The organism is Streptomyces hawaiiensis (genome assembly GCF_004803895.1).
GTDB classification, from domain to species: domain Bacteria; phylum Actinomycetota; class Actinomycetes; order Streptomycetales; family Streptomycetaceae; genus Streptomyces; species Streptomyces hawaiiensis.
Genome location: NZ_CP021978.1, coordinates 1,272,647 through 1,291,785, shown reverse-complemented (window position 1 = coordinate 1,291,785; position 19,139 = coordinate 1,272,647). Strand labels below are relative to the sequence as shown.

Sequence of the window (19,139 nt, the reverse complement as noted above, 5' to 3'; positions counted from 1 at the left end):
GCAGCCGTTCATCGAATACCACCTGCTTCAGTCGACCAGGGAAAACGGTGACGTTTCACCGACGTGGCGCTTGCACCATGTCCTGCCCAGTCCAAGCCTTCCGCCGACTTGGCGAACCCTTTCTCCAGGGGGGCGCACGGGTGCACAGGGAAGCGCTGGGTGAATCACTTCCGATGCACGTCCCGCGACAGGCGGTCTTCTTCCGTCACTCGGGTTCCTCGGAGCGTCCATACGTCTTTTCCGTGTACACGGATCCGGAGAAGAACGCGGTGGTGAAGGACCGGGCGGCAGTCATGGCCGACGGACGACTGCGCCCGGTCCACCCCGGTCAGTCGCGGCGGTAACTCTCGGGCGGCGCCAGATACCCGCCCGCCAGTCCACCCGTGTCGATCACGATCTGGTCCACGGCCATCCCCGGATCCACCATGAACACCCTCAGCACATGCTCACCGGGAGCGGACACGGTCACCCGGGCCGTCAGCTTCTCGATGCCCTCCTCCACATTGCGGGCCCAGGCGTCTCCCCGGTTGCCGGTGGCGATGGCCTGGCCCGACAGGACCGTCGGGGGCTGGTCGTCGAGGCCGACCGCGAGGCGCCGCTTGCCGCGCTCGTCGAGGGAGGGCAGCCGGAAGACCGTCACCGGGAACGTGCCGGCCGTGGTGAAACGGAGCCGGTACCGCAGCTCCGGTGACCGGGTGGTGAGGTCCTCGGTGATCGGCTGCGCCGTCGTCGGTACCGCCTCGACGGCGGCCGTACGGCGGCCCAGCCCGCGGACGATCCGCCACCGCGCCCCGCTCCGCGGCACCTCGCGGTCGAAGTGCGCGGCGTCGATCGACACATAGCCGTGGGCCTCCACGAAGCCGCGGGCGCGCCGGCGCGCCCGTTCCCCGTCGTTGACCACGAGCAGCGGCACCTGAATGCTCCGCCCGGCACCGGTGAAGGCCAGCGTCGGGCGGTGGGTGCCCTCCGGCACCCGCGGCCAGTCGATCTCGGCCCACACCCGGACCTGGTCCGTGAGTTCCCCTCCCGTCGTGCTCAGCCGGATCCATGGAGCGCTCGGCTCGGCCCGCCACTCCAGCGGCAGGAAGCCGGTGTTGAAGACGTCCACGAAGCGGCGGTCACGGGTGTAGGAGGAGAACGACAACGGGCGGTCGGCTCCCGTCTCGTTGCCCTCCGAGGCCAGGCCCAGACCCGACGTCTCCTGCCGGGGGACCCGGGTCACGGCCGGGCGGCCCGGTGCCTTCGGGATCTGGGACGGGTAGGGGTTGACGATGCCGTCCCACTTCCCGCCCGCGATCTCGGTGTTGTAGCGACGGGTGATCGCCTGCTCCTCGGCGTGCGCCGCCTCGGCCAGGTCGGCGAAACGGTTCGTGCCCGCCCCGCGGCCCTGACGGACGGCGAGCGCGTTGCGGTCCGCCCAGTAGTACTTCAGGTTCATCAGCCAGGCGCCGTGGACGGGGTATTCGACCAGCTCGTAGTAGGCGTCCCGGTAGGCCTCGGGCAGCTTCGCACCGAGGCGCCGCGCGCGGTCCAGTAACTGCTCGTATGCCGTCATGCGCCGGCCCGCCTCGTCGCCGTGGTGCACCGTCGAGAAGACCGCCTTGTCGATGAACTCCGGGCGCCGCTGCGCCGCCAGGCGGTAGTACTCGGTGCGGATCGCGGCGATCTCCGAGCCGTACCGCCGGCCGAACTGGCGCCCGGCCCACTCCACGAGGAAGTCCTCGACGTTGTCGGGGCCCCAGCGGTCCACGTCCCAGGCCATGTCCAGGCAGAAGGACAGTCCTGTCTCGATCGACTTGATGTCACCGACGTTGAAGATCCACATGCGGTCCACCTGGTGCTCGTGGACCCGGCGCAGCTCCTGCCACACCTTGCTCAGCTGGGTGGTGTCCAGCCACAGATAGCTGCGGGGGCGGCCCCAGTAGGAGAGGTGGTAGTAGATGCCGTTGCCGCCGGGGCGGCGGCGCTCGGCGTCGTTGGGGAGCTGGCGCATGTTGCCGTGGTTGTCGTCCGGCCAGATCAGCGTGACGTCGTCGGGCACCTGGACGCCCGCGTTGTACAGCTCCAGGACCTCCTTGTACGGGATGAAGATCTGCGGCTCGGCGGCCGGGCCCACCTCCTCGGCCAGGATGCGGCGCTGGTCGGCGATGATGTCGTTCATCACCAGGACCTTCTCCGGGACGGTGGTGGCGTACTTCGTCTCCAGCGCGGAGTCGTGCAGGCCCCGCATGCCGATCGTCCAGCTGCTCTCGTAGGCGGCGTTCTGTCGGGCCCGGGCCCGCCAGTAGTCGGAGATGACCGAGGGGTTCACCGTGTAGTCGTAGAGGGGGAGCGTGCCGTCTTCGGCCCGGTGCTCCTCGGCCCACGGCTCCCATTCGTGGACGCCGTTGCGCAGCATGGCCTCGGGGTGGCTGGAGCCGACCACGATGCCGTAGCGCTCCGCCAGTTCGGGATTCTCGCGGTGCTTGTTGAAGAAGTCGGAGTAGGGGTGCATCGCGGGCCAGAGGTAGTTGGCCTTGAGGCGCAGGAGCAGCTCGAAGACCCGCTCGTAGGTCTTCGGGCCGATGTTCTTGTCCGGCTCCTGGGTGCGGTGGGACCAGGTGGTGAGGTTCTGCTCGTCGTTGATGAAGATGCCCCGGTAGCGGACGGCGGGTTCCCGGCGGACGAACGGGCCCGCCGGGACCGTCACCGTGTCACGGCGGGCCACCGGGACGTCGGCCCACCAGTACCAGGGTGAGACGCCGATGCGTTCCGAGGTGTCGTAGACGCCGTAGACCGTGCCGCGGCGATCGCTTCCGGCGATGACCAGGGCACGTCCCACTCCGGGCAGCGGGCGGTCCACGACCTGGGTGACGGACGCCTCCCAGCGTCCCTTCACCCGGGAGACGTCCAGGCGTCTCTGCCCGATGAGCCGGTCGATCACCGGGCTCGCGCCGATCGTTCCCACCAGGACCAGGAGTTCGGCGCGCGGTGGCACGGTGTGCAGGAGCCGTGGTCGCACGCCGCCGACGCGCTCCATGTCCGCCTGGAGGTCGCCGGCCGCGCGGATGACGGCGGGGTCGTCCGCCGCGTCCACGAACACGTCCACGGCGGTGCCGTCCCGGAGCAGGGGGAAGTCGGAGCGGTGGACCGAGGGAGCGGCCTCGGCAGCGGCGACGGGAAGCAGGGGGGCGGCGCCTGCGGCTGCCATCCCCCGTAAGAAGGACTTGCGGGTCACGAAAGGGAACGACGGTCTCTGCGGCACTGGGCACTGCCTTTCCGCGCCGGCTCCGCGGCGGTTCCTCGTACGGGCCGTCGGCGGGGCTGCGCGCACAGGGGATTGGCATGGGCAGGCTAGAAAGCGCTTGCCGCTGCACCCTAGGCGAGGCCACATGGGGGCGTCCAGATGTGGGCGGTGGGTCTGCTGTTGCACCGCATCCGTCATGAGGATCCCTGCCGACCACGCGGTACACGGCGGGACATGGGGCAGCTGCCGGTGCGCGTGCAGGGGCCGGCGCCGTCGTGCGTCCCGAGGGCGATCGGTAGGTTGGCGCTTGCCTCGCCCCCACGGAAGGTCAATCCGGTGCGCCCTCGACGTCTTCGTTCCGCTCTCACCGTCCTCAGCGCCGTCGCGACGGCGGCCACTGTGGCACTCGGCCCGGCCGGCCCGGCCACCGCCGACATCCAACGGCCCGCTCCCGCCCGCCGGATGGCCGCCGCCCACGGCCTCACCTCGGTGACCGACCTGTTCGCCCAGCGGCTGCTGCTGGCCGACAAGGTCGCCGCCGCCAAGTACGGCACGGACACGCCGATCGACGACCCGGTGCGCGAGGCGCAGATCCTGGACGACGTCCGGACCCGGGCAGCCACCCTCGGGCTCGACCCGGACGCCGTGGCCGCCGTGTTCCGGGACCAGATCGAGGCGAACAAGCTGGTGCAGCGCGGTCTGTACGCCCGCTGGGACGCGAACCCGGGCGAGCGCCCCACCGAGCGCCCCGACCTGGCCAAGGAGGTCCGACCGGCCCTCGACCGCATCACCACCGGGCTGCTGGCCGCACTGCGGGACACGGAGCGGGCCCGGGCCGTGCCGTCGTGCGGTCCGCGCCTGGCCACGGCAGCCGGCTGGTCCGCCTCCACGCACCGGCTCGACGCCCTGCACCTGGAGGGACTCGGACGGGCGCTGCCGTCGGTGTGTGCCGGGTCCTGGTAGGCCCCCTGCCGTTCAGAGGGAGCCGTCGGCCTCGACGAGCCGGGCCAGGTTCGCCAGGGCCATGCGCGTGCCCGTCTCGTTGTCGCCGGCGGACACGGCGTCGGGGATGCCCTCGTGGACCATGAGGACGTCGGTGCCGCCGCCCTCCGCGTCGGTGAGCGTGGTCGTCAGCGTCATGGCGCCGCGCAGCGCGGGGTCGGCGGCCTCGAACTCGAGCACCTCGACCACCTGCTCGTCCGGCACCAGCCGCGCGAAGTGGCCGTGGTAGGTGTCGGTGTGCGCGGCCGACTTCCCGGAGGCGTCCGGTGCCTCGTAGGTGAGCGAGACACGGAACCCGCCGCCCTCGCGGGCGTCGAACTCGTGCACCTCACCGCTCATCCCGTCCGGCACCCGCCAGCGCGCGATCGCCTCCGCGCTCACCAGCGCCCGGTAGACGGCGGCACGGGGAGCGTCGACATGGCCGAAGACCCGGGACGTGTACACGGGACCAGCCTAGGGGGCCGCCCCGTTCGGCAGGGGCGGTTGCGAGTCGGGGCGGCACAGTTCCTCGTCGGTGAGGAGGTGGGAGCGGAGCAGGAAGCGGACGCCCTCCGGAGCCTCCAGCGAGAAGCCGCTGCCACGGCCGGGGACCACGTCCACGGTGAGATGGGTGTGCGACCAGTACGTGAACTGGTCCGTGGTCATCCAGAACGGGGTGCCCCCGGCCACGTGCCCCAGCAGGACGTCCGAGGCGCCGACCCGGAACTCGCCGCGCGGGTAGCGCATCGGGGCGCTGCCGTCGCAGCAACCGCCGGACTGGTGGGACATCACCGGCCGTGCGTCCGGGGGCGGCGCCTGCCCGCTCTCGTGGGCCCTGCTTGAATGCCGGGCATGATCGAAACCGACGCGCACGAGAGCGACCGCTGGGTTCAGTACTTCGCCCGCCGCGGATACCCCCGTGCACGGCGGCTCGCCTCCGGCATGGAGGGAACCGTCTACCGGCTCCAGGACGGGACCGTCGCGAAGGTGTGGGCCGGACGCACTCCCGAGGACTTCGGCCTCACCCGACGGCTCTACGCCGACATCGCCGAGCATCCCCTGCCCTTCGGCACCCCCGAGATCCTCGACGCCGAGGAGTGCGACGGCGTGCTCGTCAGCTATGAACGCGAGCTCCGCGGGCGCCCGTCGCGCTCCGGCGCAGACGGCGACCCGCCCGCCCGTGACCTGCACCGCCGGGAGACCGACGCCCTGCTCACCGTCCTGCGCGCACTGGCGTCCGTCCCGGGTACCGAGACCATGCGGCGCCTGGTGGTCCAGGGGGACGACCGGCCCCTCTGGCAGGGACACTCCCGCTTCTCGGACGCGCTCGCCGCCCTCGTGGAGCGGGCCGCGGGCCGGAACCGGGACGCCCTTGCCGCGCGGGTCCCCGGCCTGGCGGACGTCGTGTCCCGCACGGCCGCCTCGCTGCGGGCGCTGCCCGACCAGGCCGACAGCGTCATCCACGGCGACCTGGTGCCGCCCAACATCCATGTGGACGAGGCCGGACACCCGGTCGCCGTCCTCGACTTCGGCTTCTGCACCACCGCCGGCGACCCCGCCTTCGAGGCCGCGGTCACGGCAGCGGTCTGGGACATGTACGGGCCCCATGCCGCCCACCACACCACCGAACTGAGCCGCCTCTTCGCCCGGGAACTGGGCCATGCCGAAGAGGTTCTGGTCCTCTACCGGAGGGCCTACGCCCTCATCACGTACGACCTCTTCGGCATGGGCCCGCACGACGGCCACTTCCGCTGGTGCGCCGCGCGGCTGAGGTGACGCGGGCGGACTACAGCAGGTCGCGGGGGACCTTCTCGTTCCAGGTGCGGGAGAAGACCCGGCGGTCGGCCTCGTACGCGTCGAGGGTCGCGTCGACGAAGAAGTCCGTCTCGTCACACGTGAGCTGGGTGTGGGTGACCACCCGCACGTCCCAGTCGTCCCGCTGGAACCGCATGGTCCACGTGGTCTCGCCGCCGACCGAGGTGAAGTCGTCGGCCACCGCCGTGTAGCGCTCGTGGGCGCGGCGGCCGGCCTCCAGGCCGATGTCCTCGAAGCGGACCGTGCCCCGGTCCTTCACGATGTCCAGCTCGGAGTGGTAGCCGATCAGGTCCCGCTTGACCTCCCAGCGCTCCTCCGGGGGCGTCACCTGGCTCATGGCGAGCGGGGGAGTGCCCTCGGGTTCGCCGAAGGGGGACGAGGGCACCTCGTCGGGCTCGTCGACCGGTCGCACCGGCAGGGTGAGCGCGCTGGAGTGCTCGTGGATGCTCAGCAGGGCCGGCTTCGGCGCCGGCCAGGCCAGCGGCCAGTACGACGTCGACAGGGACAGCCGGATGCGATGGCCCGGCGGGAACGCCTGCGCGACGCCGTTCAGCGGGACGGTGGCGCGGTAGCGCCGGCCCGGCTCCAACGGCTCGGGCGATTCGGTGCTGTCACGGCGGGTCAGATTGAGGATGCCGTAGGAGACGCGCGTCGCGGCGCCGTCGGGGCTCACGTCGGACAGCCGCGCGGCCACCAGGGCCACCGGCTCGCTGACCGACAGGTCGAGCTCCACGCTCGGCGAGCCGAGGATCTCCACCGGCTCGGTCAGCGGCTCGGTGTCGAAGACGAGCGAACCGCCGTCCTCCTCCCGCTGGTCGTAGGGCAGGTCCGGCGGCGCGTTGTAGGAGGCCCACTTGCCCGCGAACTGCCCGACGGACAGCGGGGAGCGCACGGTCATCGCCTCACCGCCCTCGGAGGGCGCCGCCGCAGTGTCCTGCGCGGGTCCGATCGTGTGCCGGGTGAGCGGGTGCCTCTCGGGCCGGATGTGCGGGGACGGCCAGTCCGGCTCGCCGACCCAGCGGCCGGGCCGCTCCTCGTAGGACGTGGAGGGCGGCACGCTGTCCTGCATCCACGCCTGGAGCATGGGCCCGTCCATGACGCCATTGTCGACGCCCTTCAGCCAGTGGTCCCACCACCGCACGAGTTCCTGGAGGTAGCCGATCGCGGGGCCGGGCTCCCCGAGGTGGGGGAACTTGTGCGACCAGGGTCCGATCAGCCCCTTGCGGGGCACGTCCAGGTTCCCGAGCAGCCGGGTCACGGCGTTGGAGTAGCCGTCCGCCCAGCCGCTGGAGGCCAGGACCGGACAGCGCACACTCGCGTAGTCCTCGCACACCGAGGCGTGCCGCCAGTAGTCGTCGCGCCGCTGGTGGCGCAGCCACTCCAGCACCCAGGGCTCGGTGTTCTCCAGCCGCTCGTGCCACATCTCGCGCCAGCGGTCGCCGACCACGGCCGGGTCGGGCGGACAGGTGCCGTAGGCGAACATGGTGCCCGCCTCGGCGAGGTTGTCCGACAGCAGGGCGCCGCCCATGTAGTGCATGTCGTCGGCGTGCCGGTCGTCGGTGAACGAGGCGATGGCGATGGCCTTCAGGCTCGGCGGCCGACGGGCCGCCACCTGGAGCGCCGCGAACGCGCCCCAGGAGATGCCCATCATGCCGGTGCCGCCGTCGCACCAGGGCTGCTCCGCGAGCCAGGCCAGGATCTCCTCGGCGTCCGCCTGCTCCCGCTCCAGGTACTCGTCGCGCAGCACGCCCTCCGAGTCGCCGGTGCCGCGCAGGTCGACGCGGACACAGGCGTAGCCGTGCCCGGCGAGGTAGGGATGGTGGACGGAGTCCCGTACGGCCGTCAGATCGCGCTTGCGGTACGGGATGTACTCCAGTACCGCCGGCACCGGCTCCTGGTCCGAGGCGGTGGGGCGCCAGATGTGCGCGGAGAGCCGGACCCCGTCGGACATCGGGATCGTGACGTGCTCTTCTTCCTTCGTCTCGTACGGCAGGTTGGTCACGTAACGCATGGAAGTGACGTGCTCCTCACTTTCGCGTGGCTTCGGCCTCGGACGGGGCGTCCTCGAAGGCCAGGCCCAGGGCGGCCACGCAGTGGTCGAACTTCTCCCGCAGCTCCGCCTCGTCGGCACCGCCGGTGTAGATGTGCGCCAGCTCGTAGCTGTAGCTGTCCTGCCCGGGGAGCTCCGAGAGCCGGTCGCCCTGCTCGGGGATCACCTCGATGCGCACGCCCGGGGTCTCCCGCTCGATGCGGGCGATGTCCTCGGGGCTCGGCACCCGGCGCACCACACCGTCGGTGAACCAGCGGTGGTACCACTTCGCCGCCATCGCGTACGGGCCCTCGCGGTGCGGCATGTGCGGGTCCTCACCGAGGGCGAGGCTGACCATGCAGTGGTGGTTGGGCACGCCGTCGACGTACTGGAACAGCTCCGCGTGCGACTGGGAGTGCCGGGGGTTGATCTCCAGCAGGTTGATCTCCTGGGTCCGCGGGTCGTAGAAGTACTCGATGCTGAAGGTGGCCGAGTCCATCCCGATCTGCCGCATCACCCGCTCGCTGACGTCGTGCAGCCGGGCGATGACCGGGGGCGGCAGCATCGAGGGGTACTGGTGGCGCAGGAAGCAGGGGGAGTCCGGGTACTGGATGGAGTCCAGGACCCCGTAGATCGTCACCTCGCCCTGATGGACGTAGCCCTCGACGGCGACCTGGACGCCGGACATCGCCTCCTCCGCGAGACAGACCCGGCCGCCCACGCCGTGCATCTCCGGCGGCAGGTCGATGCGTTCGAGGATGTGCTCGAAGGGGCGGCCGATGCGGGATATGCCGTCGCGGATCTCGGTGACGGCCTTGCGGAACTCCTCTTCGTCATCCACCCCGAAGGCGAGTTCGGACGAGTACGAGAGGGCGGGCTTGAGCCACATCGGGTAGCTCACGTTCTCCGGCGGGCGCGGCGGCTCGGCCGACAGGTCGACCTGGCCGAAGCGCGGGTGCCGGTCGGTGGCCTTCTGCTGCTCCAGCCGGCTCCAGTACTTGTGCTCGCACTTGACCACCGACTCCAGGCTGGTGCTGCGGGTGCCGTAGCGCTCGCTCAGCATCGGGACGAGGGTGCTGACCGGGAAGTCCCAGTAGCCGACGATCGCGTCGATGCTGCCGTCGAACGCGTCGAGCACGCCCTGGGCCTTGTCGAGCAGCGTGGGCAGGTGCACCTCGCCGACCTGGAGTTCCTCGACCCTCAGCAGCTGGTGAAAACGCAGCCGGTCGGCTCCTGGGACCTGCTGGAGCGTGGGCAGATTGGCCTCGTCGAGCCCGATCACGAAGACGTTCTTCACCGTCTCGTCAGACACGGCTCTCCTTCCGACGGCGTACGGCCCGAAGGCCGGCTTGCAAGATCGACGGAGTACCCGTCGTGCCCGTCGGCATTCCGGTCCGGGCATCGCGCCCGTTCCGGGCGACCGGGACATGCCTGCCGCCGTTCTGGGAACGCGGCCCGGGCAAGGACGGCGTGGCCGGTGAAGCGGGCCGCGCCGTGGACGACACCGGCAAAGGGGAAGTTGTGCAGCCCGAGCAGGAAAAGTCCGCACCCCAGGTCGTGTCCGAGCCGGACCCGCCCTACGACTCCGACAAGCAGCAGCGCCCCGGCCTCGAGGCCGACATGCGCACCAAGCCGCGCTACCGGGCGAGCCGTTACCGGGCCAGCGGGAAGCTGGAGGGGAAGACCGCGCTGATCACCGGCGGCGACTCCGGCATCGGACGGGCCGTGGCGCTGCTGTACGCGCGGGAGGGCGCCGACGTCGCCATCGTCCATCTGCCCGAGGAGCGGGTGGACGCGGAGCGCGTGCGCGGCGAGGTCGAGGAGCAGGGCAGGCGCTGTCTGCTGCTGCCCGGCGACCTCACCGACCCGGCGTTCTGCCGCGAGGCCGTCGAACGGACGGCGGCGGAGCTCGGCGGGCTGAACATCCTGGTGAGCAATGCCGCCTACCTCAACAGCAAACTGGAACTGGAGCAGTTGACCGCGCAGGACTTCGATCTGACGTTCAAGACGAACGTCTACGCGTACTTCCACCTGCTCATGGCGGCCCTGCCCCATCTGGAGCCCGGCGACGCGGTCATCGCCACCGCGACCGAGGAGGCCCTCAAGGGCAGTACGACGATGATCGACTACGCGGCGTCCAAGGCCGCGCTGATCACCCTGACCAAGTCCGTCGCCGTGCACCTGGCCAAGCGGGGCGTGCGTGCCAACGTGGTCGCACCGGGCCCGACCTGGACTCCCCTCAACGAGGCGGACCCGCACATGCCGCCGGACGGGCTCGCCCACATCGGCAGCGAGGCCCCTCTGGAACGCGCGGCGCAACCCGAGGAGATCGCACCGACGTACGTCTACCTCGCCTCCGACGCCGACTCCAGCTACACCGTCGGCGAGGTCATCGCGGTGACCGGCGGCATCGTCGACACGCGGTAGCCCGGCTCACATCCCGGCGGGCAGGGGCTGCTCCGCCCAGATGGTCTTGCCCGTGGCCGTCTGGCGGCTGCCCCACCGCTCGGCGAGCTGGGCGACGAGCAGCAGCCCCCGTCCGCCCTCGTCGAAGACCCGGGCCCGGCGCAGATGCGGCGCGGTGTTGCTGCCGTCGGACACCTCGCAGATGAGGGTCGAGTCGCGGATCAGCCGCAGCTCGATGGGGGCCCCGCCGTACCGCAGCGCGTTGGTGACGAGCTCGCTGACGATCAGTTCGGTGGCGAACTCCGCCTCCGTCAGCCCCCATTCGGCCAGCTGCTCGCCCGCCATCTTGCGGGCCCGGGCCACGGCAGTGGGCTCCGGCGGCAGCTGCCAGGTGCGGACCTTCCCGGCGCCCAGCATCGCCGTCCGCGCCAGCATCAGCACGATGTCGTCCTCGGGCCGGCCGGCCAGCACGGTGCGCAGCACCCGGTCGCAGGTCTCGTCGAGCGTGCCCGCGGGGCCGCTCAGCGCTCGGTGCAGCAGCCCGATCCCGACCTCGATGTCGTGGTCGGGCGCCTCGATCAGGCCGTCGGTGTAGAGGGCGAGCAGGCTGTTCTCCTCCAGTCGCACCTCGGCGGCCTCGAACGGCAGGCCGCCCAGACCCAGCGGAGGCCCGGCCGGCAGATCCAGGAACCGCACCTCGCCCCCGGGCGTGACCAGCGCGGGCGCCGGATGCCCGGCACGCGCCATGGTGCAGCGCCGGGACACCGGGTCGTACACCGCGTACAGACAGGTGGCGCCGACCTGCCCGGACGCCTCCTGCGCGCCGCGCGCCTCCGGGCCCTCCTCCCGGTCCAGCCGGATGACCAGGTCGTCCAGCTGGGTGAGCAGTTCGTCGGGTGCGAGGTCGACGTCCGCGAGCGTGCGTACGGCCGTCCGCAGCCGGCCCATCGTGGCCGACGCCTGGATGCCGTGGCCCACCACGTCGCCCACGACCAGGGCGACCCGGGCGCCGGACAGCGGGATCACGTCGAACCAGTCGCCCCCGATGTCCGCGCCGGCCCCGGTCGGCAGATAGCGGTAGGCGACGTCCATCGCCGCCAGCTCCGGTGGCCGCTCGGGGAGCAGACTGCGCTGGAGCGCCAGCGCCGTGCGGCGTTCACGGGTGTAGCGGCGGGCGTTGTCCACGCTCACCGCCGCCCGGGCGACGATCTCCTCCGCGAGCAGCAGATCGTCCTCGCTGAACCACTCCGGCGTCCGGTGCCGCAGGAAGTGCACCAGGCCCAGCGTCACACCGCGGGCGCGCAGCGGCACCATCATCACCGAGTGGATCATGTATTTGGACACGGTCTCCGCACGGCCGGGAGAGGCCCTGAGCCACTCCCGCAGCTCCGGGTCCCCCGGCCGGTGCCGGGCGCCCCGGTCGGCGCCCAGGGTCCGCAGCGGCAGCGTCCCCACCGGGTAGCGGGTCGTCTCGCCCGAGGCGACCACCGACTCCGGGCAGCCCTCCAGCACCGACCGCTGCGCGGTGCGCCGCACGCTGACCGGCGTGTCCGGCGGCAGCGGTCCCGGCTCGTCACCGAGGGCGACGGACTCCAGCAGATCCACGGTGATGAAGTCCGCGAACCCCCCGGCCACGGCCACCTCGGCCAGCTCCTCGGCCGTCCGGGTCACGTCCAGGGTGCTGCCGATCCGCAGACTGGCCTCGTTGAGCACCGCCAGCCGGCGGCGACCCCAGTACTGCTCCGTCGTGTCGAACACGGTCGCCGAGAGGCCCTGGACCGCGCCGGCCTCGTCCTTCAGCGGCGACAGGAACATGGACCATGCGTGCGGCCGGGTCTCGCCCGGGGCCTGGCCGTGCTCCTCATGGAAGATCATCTCGCCGGTGCGCAGGACCTCCCGCTGGAGGCGGTCGTAGGTGTCGAAGGGCGGGTTCGGCTCGATCTCCCACAGGGTCAGGCCCCTCATCTCCTCCTCGGACCTGCCCATGACCTCGATCATGATCTCGTTGGCGGCCACCAGCCGGGCGTCCCGGTCGTAGACCGCCACCGGCACGGGGAGCTGGGCGAGCGTGAGGTCCCACAGCGGCAGGGTGCCGTGCTCGGCCCGCGCCGGCGTGTACACCGGCACGGTGCCGGTCACGAGCCAGAGCCGCCCGCCCCTGGCATTCAGCAGCGGCGTCCCCTGCAGCCGGACCACGACGCGGTCGCCGTCCCGGTGGCGCAGCGCCACCTCACCGGCCCAGCGCCGGCCGTCGGCCGCGTGCCGCCGCGTGGACTCCGGCAGCCCGGCGGCGAGCAGGTCGGTGACGGGCCTGCCCACGAGCTCGGCGGGTTCGTATCCCAGCAGGCGGCGAGCACCGTCGCTCCACACCATGATCGCCCCGTCGGCGTCGACGACGACCGCCAAGTCCTCCGGTACGCGTCCCTCCACGGTGCCTCCGGATGTGCCGCCCCGGTCTGCTCACGATTCCCTGCACCGATTGTCCCGCTACCGACGCGCTGAGGCTCGTCTGCCGACAGGCACTGCGGTGACCAGCGTGAACGCTCAGATGGCCGCGCGGATCGCCTGCTCGAACCCCTCGACGTGCCCCCGGGCGAGCCGCGCCGCCTTCTCCGGCTCACCGGCGACGATCGCCTCGATCAGCGGCCCGTGCTCCTCGACGTGCCCCGCCATGTCGGACAGGCGGTCGATGAACAGGCACCAGATGCGGGTGGCGAGGTTGTCGTGACGGACGAGGGTGTCCTCCAGATACGGGTTGTGCGCGGCGGTGTAGACCGCGCGGTGGACCTGGAGATCCAGGTGCATCAGCTCGGTGGCGTCCTGCCGAGCGGGATCAGCGCTCTCCAGACCCCGCCGCAGGGCCGTCAGGACCGCCCGGTCCGCCGCCGTGGCACGCCGCGCGGCCTGGGCGGCGGCCAGGGGTTCCAGCTCCTGGCGCACCTCGGAGATATGGGCGAGGTCGGTGATGTTGACCTCGGTGGCGAAGGTGCCGCGCCGGGGATAGGTCGTGATCAGACGCTCGTACTGGAGCCGCTTCAGCGCCTCGCGCACCGGCGTCCGACCGACACCGAGGGACTGCGCCAGCTGCTCCTCGTGGATCGGCGCGCCCGGGCGGATCTCGAGCATGACGAGCCGGTCGCGGATGGCGCGGTAGGCGCGCTCGGCGAGGGACAGCTCCTCACCGCCGGGTTCCGCGCCCCGGGGATCCCCGCTCCTGCCCTCGGCCGCCAGCTGCCGCATCAATGCCCCCTTGACCTGTCCGGCGAGCTCCCATACCGTACCGCAGAGTCTGATATATCAGTCGCGCATCAGTTGCTCCCAGGATGGTGCACCCATGATGATCGCCTCGGAGAACTTCGCCCCGGCCGCCGTGCTGGAGGCCCAGGGCTCGGTCCTCACCGACAAGCAGGCCGAGGGCTGCCCGGGCCGCCGCTCCTACGGTGACTGCGAACACGTCGACGTCGTCGAGCGGCCGGCCATCAACCGGGTGAGGGACCTGTTCGGCGCCGAGGCCGCGAACGTGCAGCCGCACTCGGGCGCCCAGGCCCTCTGCGTGGACGGAGCCCCGGCATGACCCCCCGACCGCTGCCCGAGCACCCCGACTTCCTGTGGCGCGACCCCGAGCCGCGCTCCTCGTACGACGTCGTCATCGTCGGCGCGGGCGGCCACGGCCTGGCCACCGCCTACTACCTCGCCGAGAACCACGGCATCAGCAATGTGGCGGTCCTGGAGAAGGGCTGGCTGGCCGGCGGCAACATGGCCCGCAACACCACGATCATCCGCTCCAACTACCTCCGGGACGAGAGCGCGGCGATCTACGAGCACGCGCTCAAGCTGTGGGAGCGGCTGCCCGAGGAACTCGACTACGACTTCCTGTTCAGCCAGCGCGGTGTCCTCAACCTCGCCCACACCCCCCAGGACGTCCGCGAGGGCATGCGCCGGGTGAACGCCAACCGCCTCAACGGAGTCGACGCCGAGTGGCTCACCCCGGACCAGGTGGCCGAGGTCTGCCCCATCCTCAACGTCTCACCCTGCACCCGCTATCCCGTCCTCGGCGGCACCTTCCAGCCAAGGGCCGGCATCGCCAAGCACGACCACGTGGCCTGGGCGCTGGCCCGCCGCGCCGACGAGCTGGGCGTGGACCTGATCCAGGGCTGCGAGGTCACCGGCTTCCTCAAGGACGGTGACCGGGTCGTGGGCGTCGAGACCGACCGGGGCCGCATCCACGCCGGCCGGGTCGGTCTCGCGGCCGCCGGGCACAGCAGCGTGCTGGCCGAACGGGCCGGCGTGCGGCTGCCGGTGCAGTCGCACCCGTTGCAGGCGCTGGTCTCGGAGCTGCACGAGCCGGTGCACCCGACGGTCGTCATGTCGAACCATGTGCACGTCTACGTGTCCCAGGCCCACAAGGGCGAGCTGGTGATGGGCGCCGGCGTCGACTCCTACAACGGGTACGGCCAGCGCGGCTCGTTCCACGTCATCGAGCGGCAGATGGCCGCCGCCGTCGAGCTGTTCCCCGTCTTCGCCCGCGCGCACGTGCTGCGCACCTGGGGCGGCATCGTCGACGTCACCCCGGACGCCTCGCCGATCATCGGCCGTACCCCGGTGGAGGGCTTGTACGTCAACTGCGGCTGGGGCACCGGCGGCTTCAAGGCCACGCCGGCCGCCGGCTGGACCTTCGCGCACACCCTCGCCACGGGCGAACCGCATCCGCTGAACGCCCCCTTCGCCCTCGAACGCTTCACGACGGGCGCCCTGATCGACGAGCACGGCGCAGCGGCCGTGGCCCACTGAGGAGGACACCACCGTGCTGCTGATCACCTGCCCGTGGTGCGGCCCGCGGGACGAGACCGAGTACCACTACGGCGGACAGGCCCACGTCCCGCACCCCGAGACCCCGGCCGACCTCACCGACGAGCAGTGGGCCGCGTACGTCTTCTACCGCGACAACCCCAAGGGCCCCTTCGCCGAACGCTGGATGCACGGCACCGGCTGCCGCCGCTGGTTCAACGTCCTGCGCGACACCGCGACCTACGAGGTGCTGACCACCTACCGGCTCGACGAGCCGCGCCCCGGAGGGAACCGATGACCGACCAGCGCTTCCGGCTGCCGCGGGGCGGCCGAGTCGACCGCGGCACCCTGCTGCGGTTCACCGTCGACGGACGGGAGTTGACGGGACACCCGGGCGACACCCTCGCCTCCGCGATGCTGGCGAACGGGCTCGTCGAGGTGGCCCCGTCGCTCTACCGCGGCCGCCCGCGCGGCATCGTCGCCGCGGGCGTCGAGGAGCCCAACGCCCTGGTGCGGCTGGCCGGTTCCTGCTCGGAGGGCATGCTGCCCGCGACGACCGTGGAGCTGTACGACGGCTTGTCCGCCACCACATTGTCCGGGATGGGCCCGCTCGACCCCACCCCCGACCCCGCCGTCCACGACAAGAAGTTCGTCCACACCGACGTCCTGGTCGTCGGCGCCGGTCCGGCCGGACTCGCGGCCGCCGCCGCAGCCGCCGGTTCCGGCGCCCGGGTGATCCTCGTCGACGACCAGCCCGAGCCCGGCGGCTCACTGCACTCCGACACCGAGTGGGTCGCGGGCGTCCGCGCGGCCCTCGACTCCGCCCCCGAGGTCGTCGTACTGCGACGCACCACGGCCTTCGGGTCGTACGACGACAACTACGTGCTCGCCCTCCAGCGCCGCACCGACCACCTGGGAACCGCGGCCCCCGAAGGGGTCTCGCGCCAGCGGCTGTGGCACATCCGGGCCCGCCGAGTGGTGCTCGCGACCGGCGCGCACGAGCGGCCGCTGGTCTTCGCGGGCAACGACCGGCCCGGGGTGATGCTCTCCTCGGCCGTGCGGACGTACCTCAACCGCTACGCCGTGGCTCCCGGCTCACGGGCCGTCGTGAGCACCACCAACGACAGCGCCTACGACACGGTCGCCGATCTGCACGCGGCGGGGATCGGTGTCGCCGCCGTGGTGGACGCTCGGCCCGCACTGTCCCGGCGAGCCGCCGAGGTCGCCGGGGCGACCGGGGTGCGGGTGCTGACGGGCAGCGCGGTGGTCGGCACGGCGGGCTCAGGCCGGCTCTCCGGCGTCACCGTCCAGGGGCTCGACGAGAACGGGCGACTCACCGGCGGCCAGGAGGTGTCCGACTGCGACCTGCTCGCCGTCTCGGGCGGATGGAGCCCGGTGGTGCATCTGCACAGCCAGCGCCAGGGCCGGCTGCGCTGGGACGAGGACCTGGTCGCCTTCGTGCCCGACGGTGCCGTGCGAAACCAGCGGGTCGTCGGCGCGGCGCGCGGGACGTACGACCTCGACGGCTGCCGGGCCGAAGGGGCGCGGGCGGGTGCGCTGGCCGCGACGGAGGCCGGGTTCCCGGTCGCCGTACCGCCCGAGGGCGCGCGGCTCCCCGCCGGCCCGGCCCGCGCCCTGTGGCTGGTCCCCGGCCCCGACGGCGAACCCGGCACCTGGGACAGCCACTTCGTCGACCTCCAGCGCGATGTCACCGTCGCCGACGTCCGGCGGTCCACCGGCGCCGGTATGCGCGGCGTCGAGCACGTCAAGCGCTACACCTCCCTCGGCACCGCGAACGACCAGGGCAAGACGTCCGGCGTCAACGCCATCGGTGTCATCGCCGAGGCGCTCGGCGGTTCACCGGGGGAGATCGGGACCACGGCCTACCGGGCGCCGTACACGCCGATCGCCTTCGCCGCCCTGGCCGGACGGGAGCGCGGCGAGCTGTTCGACCCGGAGCGGACCACGCCCCTGCACAGCCGGCACGTGGCGCACGGCGCGGAGTTCGAGGATGTCGGGCAGTGGAAGCGCCCCCGGTACTACCCCGGGCCGGGGGAGGACATGGACGCCGCCGTGGCCCGCGAGTGCCGTGCGGCCCGTGAGGGGGTGGCCTTCATGGACGCCTCCACTCTCGGCAAGATCGAGATCCGGGGCGCGGACGCGGGCGAGTTCCTCAACCGGATCTACACCAACGCCTTCAAGAAGCTGAAGCCCGGCACGGCCCGCTACGGCGTCATGTGCAAGCCCGACGGCATGATCTTCGACGACGGTGTGACGCTGCGCCTCGACGACGACCGGTACTTCATGACCACCACGACCGGTGGCGCCGCGAACGTCCTGGACTGGCTGGAGGAGTGGCTCCAGACCGAGTGGCCCGAACTCGACGTCCACTGCACCTCGGTGACCGAGCAGTGGTCGACGATCGCCGTCGTGGGCCCGAAGTCCCGGGAGGTCGTCGCCCGGCTCGCGCCCGGCCTCGACCTGTCCGCCGAGGCGTTCCCCTTCATGGCCTTCCGCGAGACCACCCTCGGCTCCGGCATTCCGGCCCGCGTCTGCCGGATCTCCTTCTCCGGCGAACTGGCTTACGAGATCAACGTCTGCGGGTGGTACGGCCCGGCCGTCTGGGAGCAGGTGCACGAGGCCGGGCAGCCGTACGGCATCACTCCGTACGGCACCGAGACCATGCACGTGCTGCGCGCCGAGAAGGGCTACATCATCGTCGGGCAGGACACCGACGGCACCGTCACCCCGCAGGACGCGGGCATGTCCTGGGTGGTGTCGAAGCAGAAGGACTTCATCGGCAAACGGTCCTTCTCCCGCGCCGACACCGCCCGCGCCGACCGCAAGCACCTGGTCGGCCTGCTGCCGCACGACCGTACGACCCGGCTGCCCGAGGGCACCCAACTCCTCGCCCCCGACGCCGCATTGGAGGCGGTGCCGGTGCCGATGCTCGGCCACGTCACCTCCAGCTACCACAGCCCGGCGCTCGGCCGCCCCTTCGCCCTCGCCCTGGTCGCCGGCGGGCGGGCCAGGATCGGCGAGACCCTGCTCGCCCCGGTGGGCGAGGACCTCGTCCCCGTCGAAGTGACCGACTGCGTCCTCTACGACCCGGAAGGGACCAAGCGAGATGGCTGAGACAGGACCCGCGACGCTGCGCCGAAGTCCCCTGGCCCACATGGCGGACCGGATGCGTGCCGCCGCCGTCACCGGCGCCCGGGGCGTCACGCTGAGGGAGTTGCCGTTCCTCACCATGGTGAACGTGCGCGTCGACCCCGCCTCCGAGGCGGCCGGCCGGGTCGAGGCGGCCCTCGGGGCGCCGCTCCCGCGCCGGTGCGGTGACACCACCGCGTCCGGCCCCCGCACGGTCCTCTGGCTGGGGCCCGACGAGTGGCTCGTGCTCTCCCGGTCCGACCAGGCCGCCGCGCTGCGGGAGGCACTGGGGCCGGACCCGGGGTCGGTCGTGGACGTCTCCGCGAACCGCACCACGCTGGAGCTGAGCGGCCCGTCCGCCCGGCAGGTGCTGGAGAAGGGCTGCCCGCTGGACCTGCATCCCCGGGCCTTCGGTCCGGGCCGGGCGGTGTCGACCACGGTCGGGCCCGTCGCCGTACTGCTCTGGCAGGTCGACGACGCGCCGACGTACCGCCTGCTGCCGCGCTCCTCGTTCGCCGATTACCTGGGGCGCTGGATCATCGACGCGATGAGCGAGTTCAGCCGACCGGAGGTGCCGTGACGGAACCGGCCGAGTAGTTCTCACCCCCGGCTGCCCGAGTCGCCCGGCATCGTCGCCGCCGTGTCGCGGTTCCTGTTTCCTTCTGCTTCGCGCTGTCCAGGATTCGGCCCGGCACTCGTCGCGTGCGAGCCGTCGGCCGCGACGCGGAGTCGGCGGCCCTGGCG

At 72.1% G+C, this 19,139-nt stretch carries 14 protein-coding genes and 1 pseudogene; 8 read left to right on the top strand and 7 right to left on the bottom strand.

The window, feature by feature from the left end:
- Nucleotides 1-328: 328 nt before the first annotated feature.
- Nucleotides 329-3,190, bottom strand: a complete 2,862-nt coding sequence (locus tag CEB94_RS05945) for a glycosyl hydrolase 115 family protein (protein WP_175431162.1) — start codon at nt 3,188-3,190, stop codon at nt 329-331.
- A 372-nt stretch (nt 3,191-3,562) separates the two neighbouring features.
- Here CEB94_RS05945 and CEB94_RS05940 point away from each other — a divergent pair, with 372 nt between their 5' ends.
- Entirely contained in the window at nt 3,563-4,189 is a 627-nt protein-coding gene (locus tag CEB94_RS05940) for a chorismate mutase (RefSeq protein WP_175431161.1), read from the top strand.
- 12 nt (nt 4,190-4,201) lie between these two features.
- Here the strand turns inward: CEB94_RS05940 and CEB94_RS05935 are convergent, their stop codons facing one another.
- Both CEB94_RS05935 and CEB94_RS05930 read right to left on the bottom strand, forming a co-directional pair.
- Nucleotides 4,202-4,672, bottom strand: a complete 471-nt coding sequence (locus CEB94_RS05935; RefSeq protein ID WP_175431160.1) for an SRPBCC domain-containing protein — start codon at nt 4,670-4,672, stop codon at nt 4,202-4,204.
- Nucleotides 4,673-4,681: 9 nt separating this feature from the next.
- On the bottom strand, nt 4,682-5,101 hold the full coding sequence (locus tag CEB94_RS05930) for a DUF779 domain-containing protein (protein ID WP_425472539.1): 420 nt from the start codon (nt 5,099-5,101) through the stop codon (nt 4,682-4,684).
- Between CEB94_RS05930 and CEB94_RS05925 the strand changes: the two genes are divergently transcribed.
- Nucleotides 5,060-5,983: a phosphotransferase family protein gene (locus tag CEB94_RS05925; protein ID WP_175431159.1), complete on the top strand. Its 924-nt coding sequence runs from the start codon at nt 5,060-5,062 to the stop codon at nt 5,981-5,983. The genes CEB94_RS05930 and CEB94_RS05925 overlap by 42 nt on opposite strands.
- 10 nt (nt 5,984-5,993) lie before the next feature.
- On the opposite strand, the gene CEB94_RS05920 is transcribed toward CEB94_RS05925, so the two are convergent.
- Both CEB94_RS05920 and CEB94_RS05915 read right to left on the bottom strand, forming a co-directional pair.
- On the bottom strand, nt 5,994-8,033 hold the full coding sequence (locus tag CEB94_RS05920) for a CocE/NonD family hydrolase (RefSeq protein WP_175431158.1): 2,040 nt from the start codon (nt 8,031-8,033) through the stop codon (nt 5,994-5,996).
- Nucleotides 8,034-8,049: 16 nt separating this feature from the next.
- Nucleotides 8,050-9,363, bottom strand: a complete 1,314-nt coding sequence (locus CEB94_RS05915) for an ATP-grasp domain-containing protein (RefSeq protein WP_175431157.1) — start codon at nt 9,361-9,363, stop codon at nt 8,050-8,052.
- 209 nt (nt 9,364-9,572) lie between these two features.
- Here CEB94_RS05915 and CEB94_RS05910 point away from each other — a divergent pair, with 209 nt between their 5' ends.
- Complete coding sequence (locus CEB94_RS05910; protein ID WP_175436908.1) at nt 9,573-10,478, top strand: SDR family oxidoreductase; 906 nt, start codon at nt 9,573-9,575, stop codon at nt 10,476-10,478.
- Nucleotides 10,479-10,484: 6 nt separating this feature from the next.
- Here CEB94_RS05910 and CEB94_RS05905 read toward each other — a convergent pair whose 3' ends face one another.
- Complete coding sequence (locus CEB94_RS05905; RefSeq protein WP_175431156.1) at nt 10,485-12,887, bottom strand: SpoIIE family protein phosphatase; 2,403 nt, start codon at nt 12,885-12,887, stop codon at nt 10,485-10,487.
- A 114-nt stretch (nt 12,888-13,001) separates the two neighbouring features.
- Complete coding sequence (locus CEB94_RS05900) at nt 13,002-13,697, bottom strand: GntR family transcriptional regulator (RefSeq protein ID WP_175431155.1); 696 nt, start codon at nt 13,695-13,697, stop codon at nt 13,002-13,004.
- Between the two features lie 97 nt (nt 13,698-13,794).
- On the opposite strand from CEB94_RS05900, the pseudogene CEB94_RS05895 reads away from it, so the two are divergent.
- The 5 genes and pseudogenes from CEB94_RS05895 to CEB94_RS05875 form a co-directional block, all read left to right on the top strand.
- A pseudogene (locus CEB94_RS05895) lies at nt 13,795-14,004 on the top strand (serine hydroxymethyltransferase); the annotation flags it as partial.
- Nucleotides 14,005-14,027: 23 nt separating this feature from the next.
- Nucleotides 14,028-15,248 carry a sarcosine oxidase subunit beta family protein gene (locus CEB94_RS05890; protein WP_175431154.1) on the top strand — a complete coding sequence of 407 codons (1,221 nt, stop codon included), beginning with the start codon at nt 14,028-14,030 and terminating at the stop codon, nt 15,246-15,248.
- 13 nt (nt 15,249-15,261) lie between these two features.
- Complete coding sequence (locus tag CEB94_RS05885; protein ID WP_175431153.1) at nt 15,262-15,543, top strand: sarcosine oxidase subunit delta; 282 nt, start codon at nt 15,262-15,264, stop codon at nt 15,541-15,543.
- The gene (locus tag CEB94_RS05880; protein ID WP_175431152.1) at nt 15,540-18,380 is read left to right on the top strand and encodes a sarcosine oxidase subunit alpha family protein; all 2,841 of its coding nucleotides are present in this window, start codon (nt 15,540-15,542) and stop codon (nt 18,378-18,380) included. Before CEB94_RS05885 ends, CEB94_RS05880 begins: the two co-directional genes overlap by 4 nt.
- On the top strand, nt 18,373-18,975 hold the full coding sequence (locus CEB94_RS05875) for a sarcosine oxidase subunit gamma (RefSeq protein WP_175431151.1): 603 nt from the start codon (nt 18,373-18,375) through the stop codon (nt 18,973-18,975). Before CEB94_RS05880 ends, CEB94_RS05875 begins: the two co-directional genes overlap by 8 nt.
- Nucleotides 18,976-19,139: the final 164 nt, after the last annotated feature.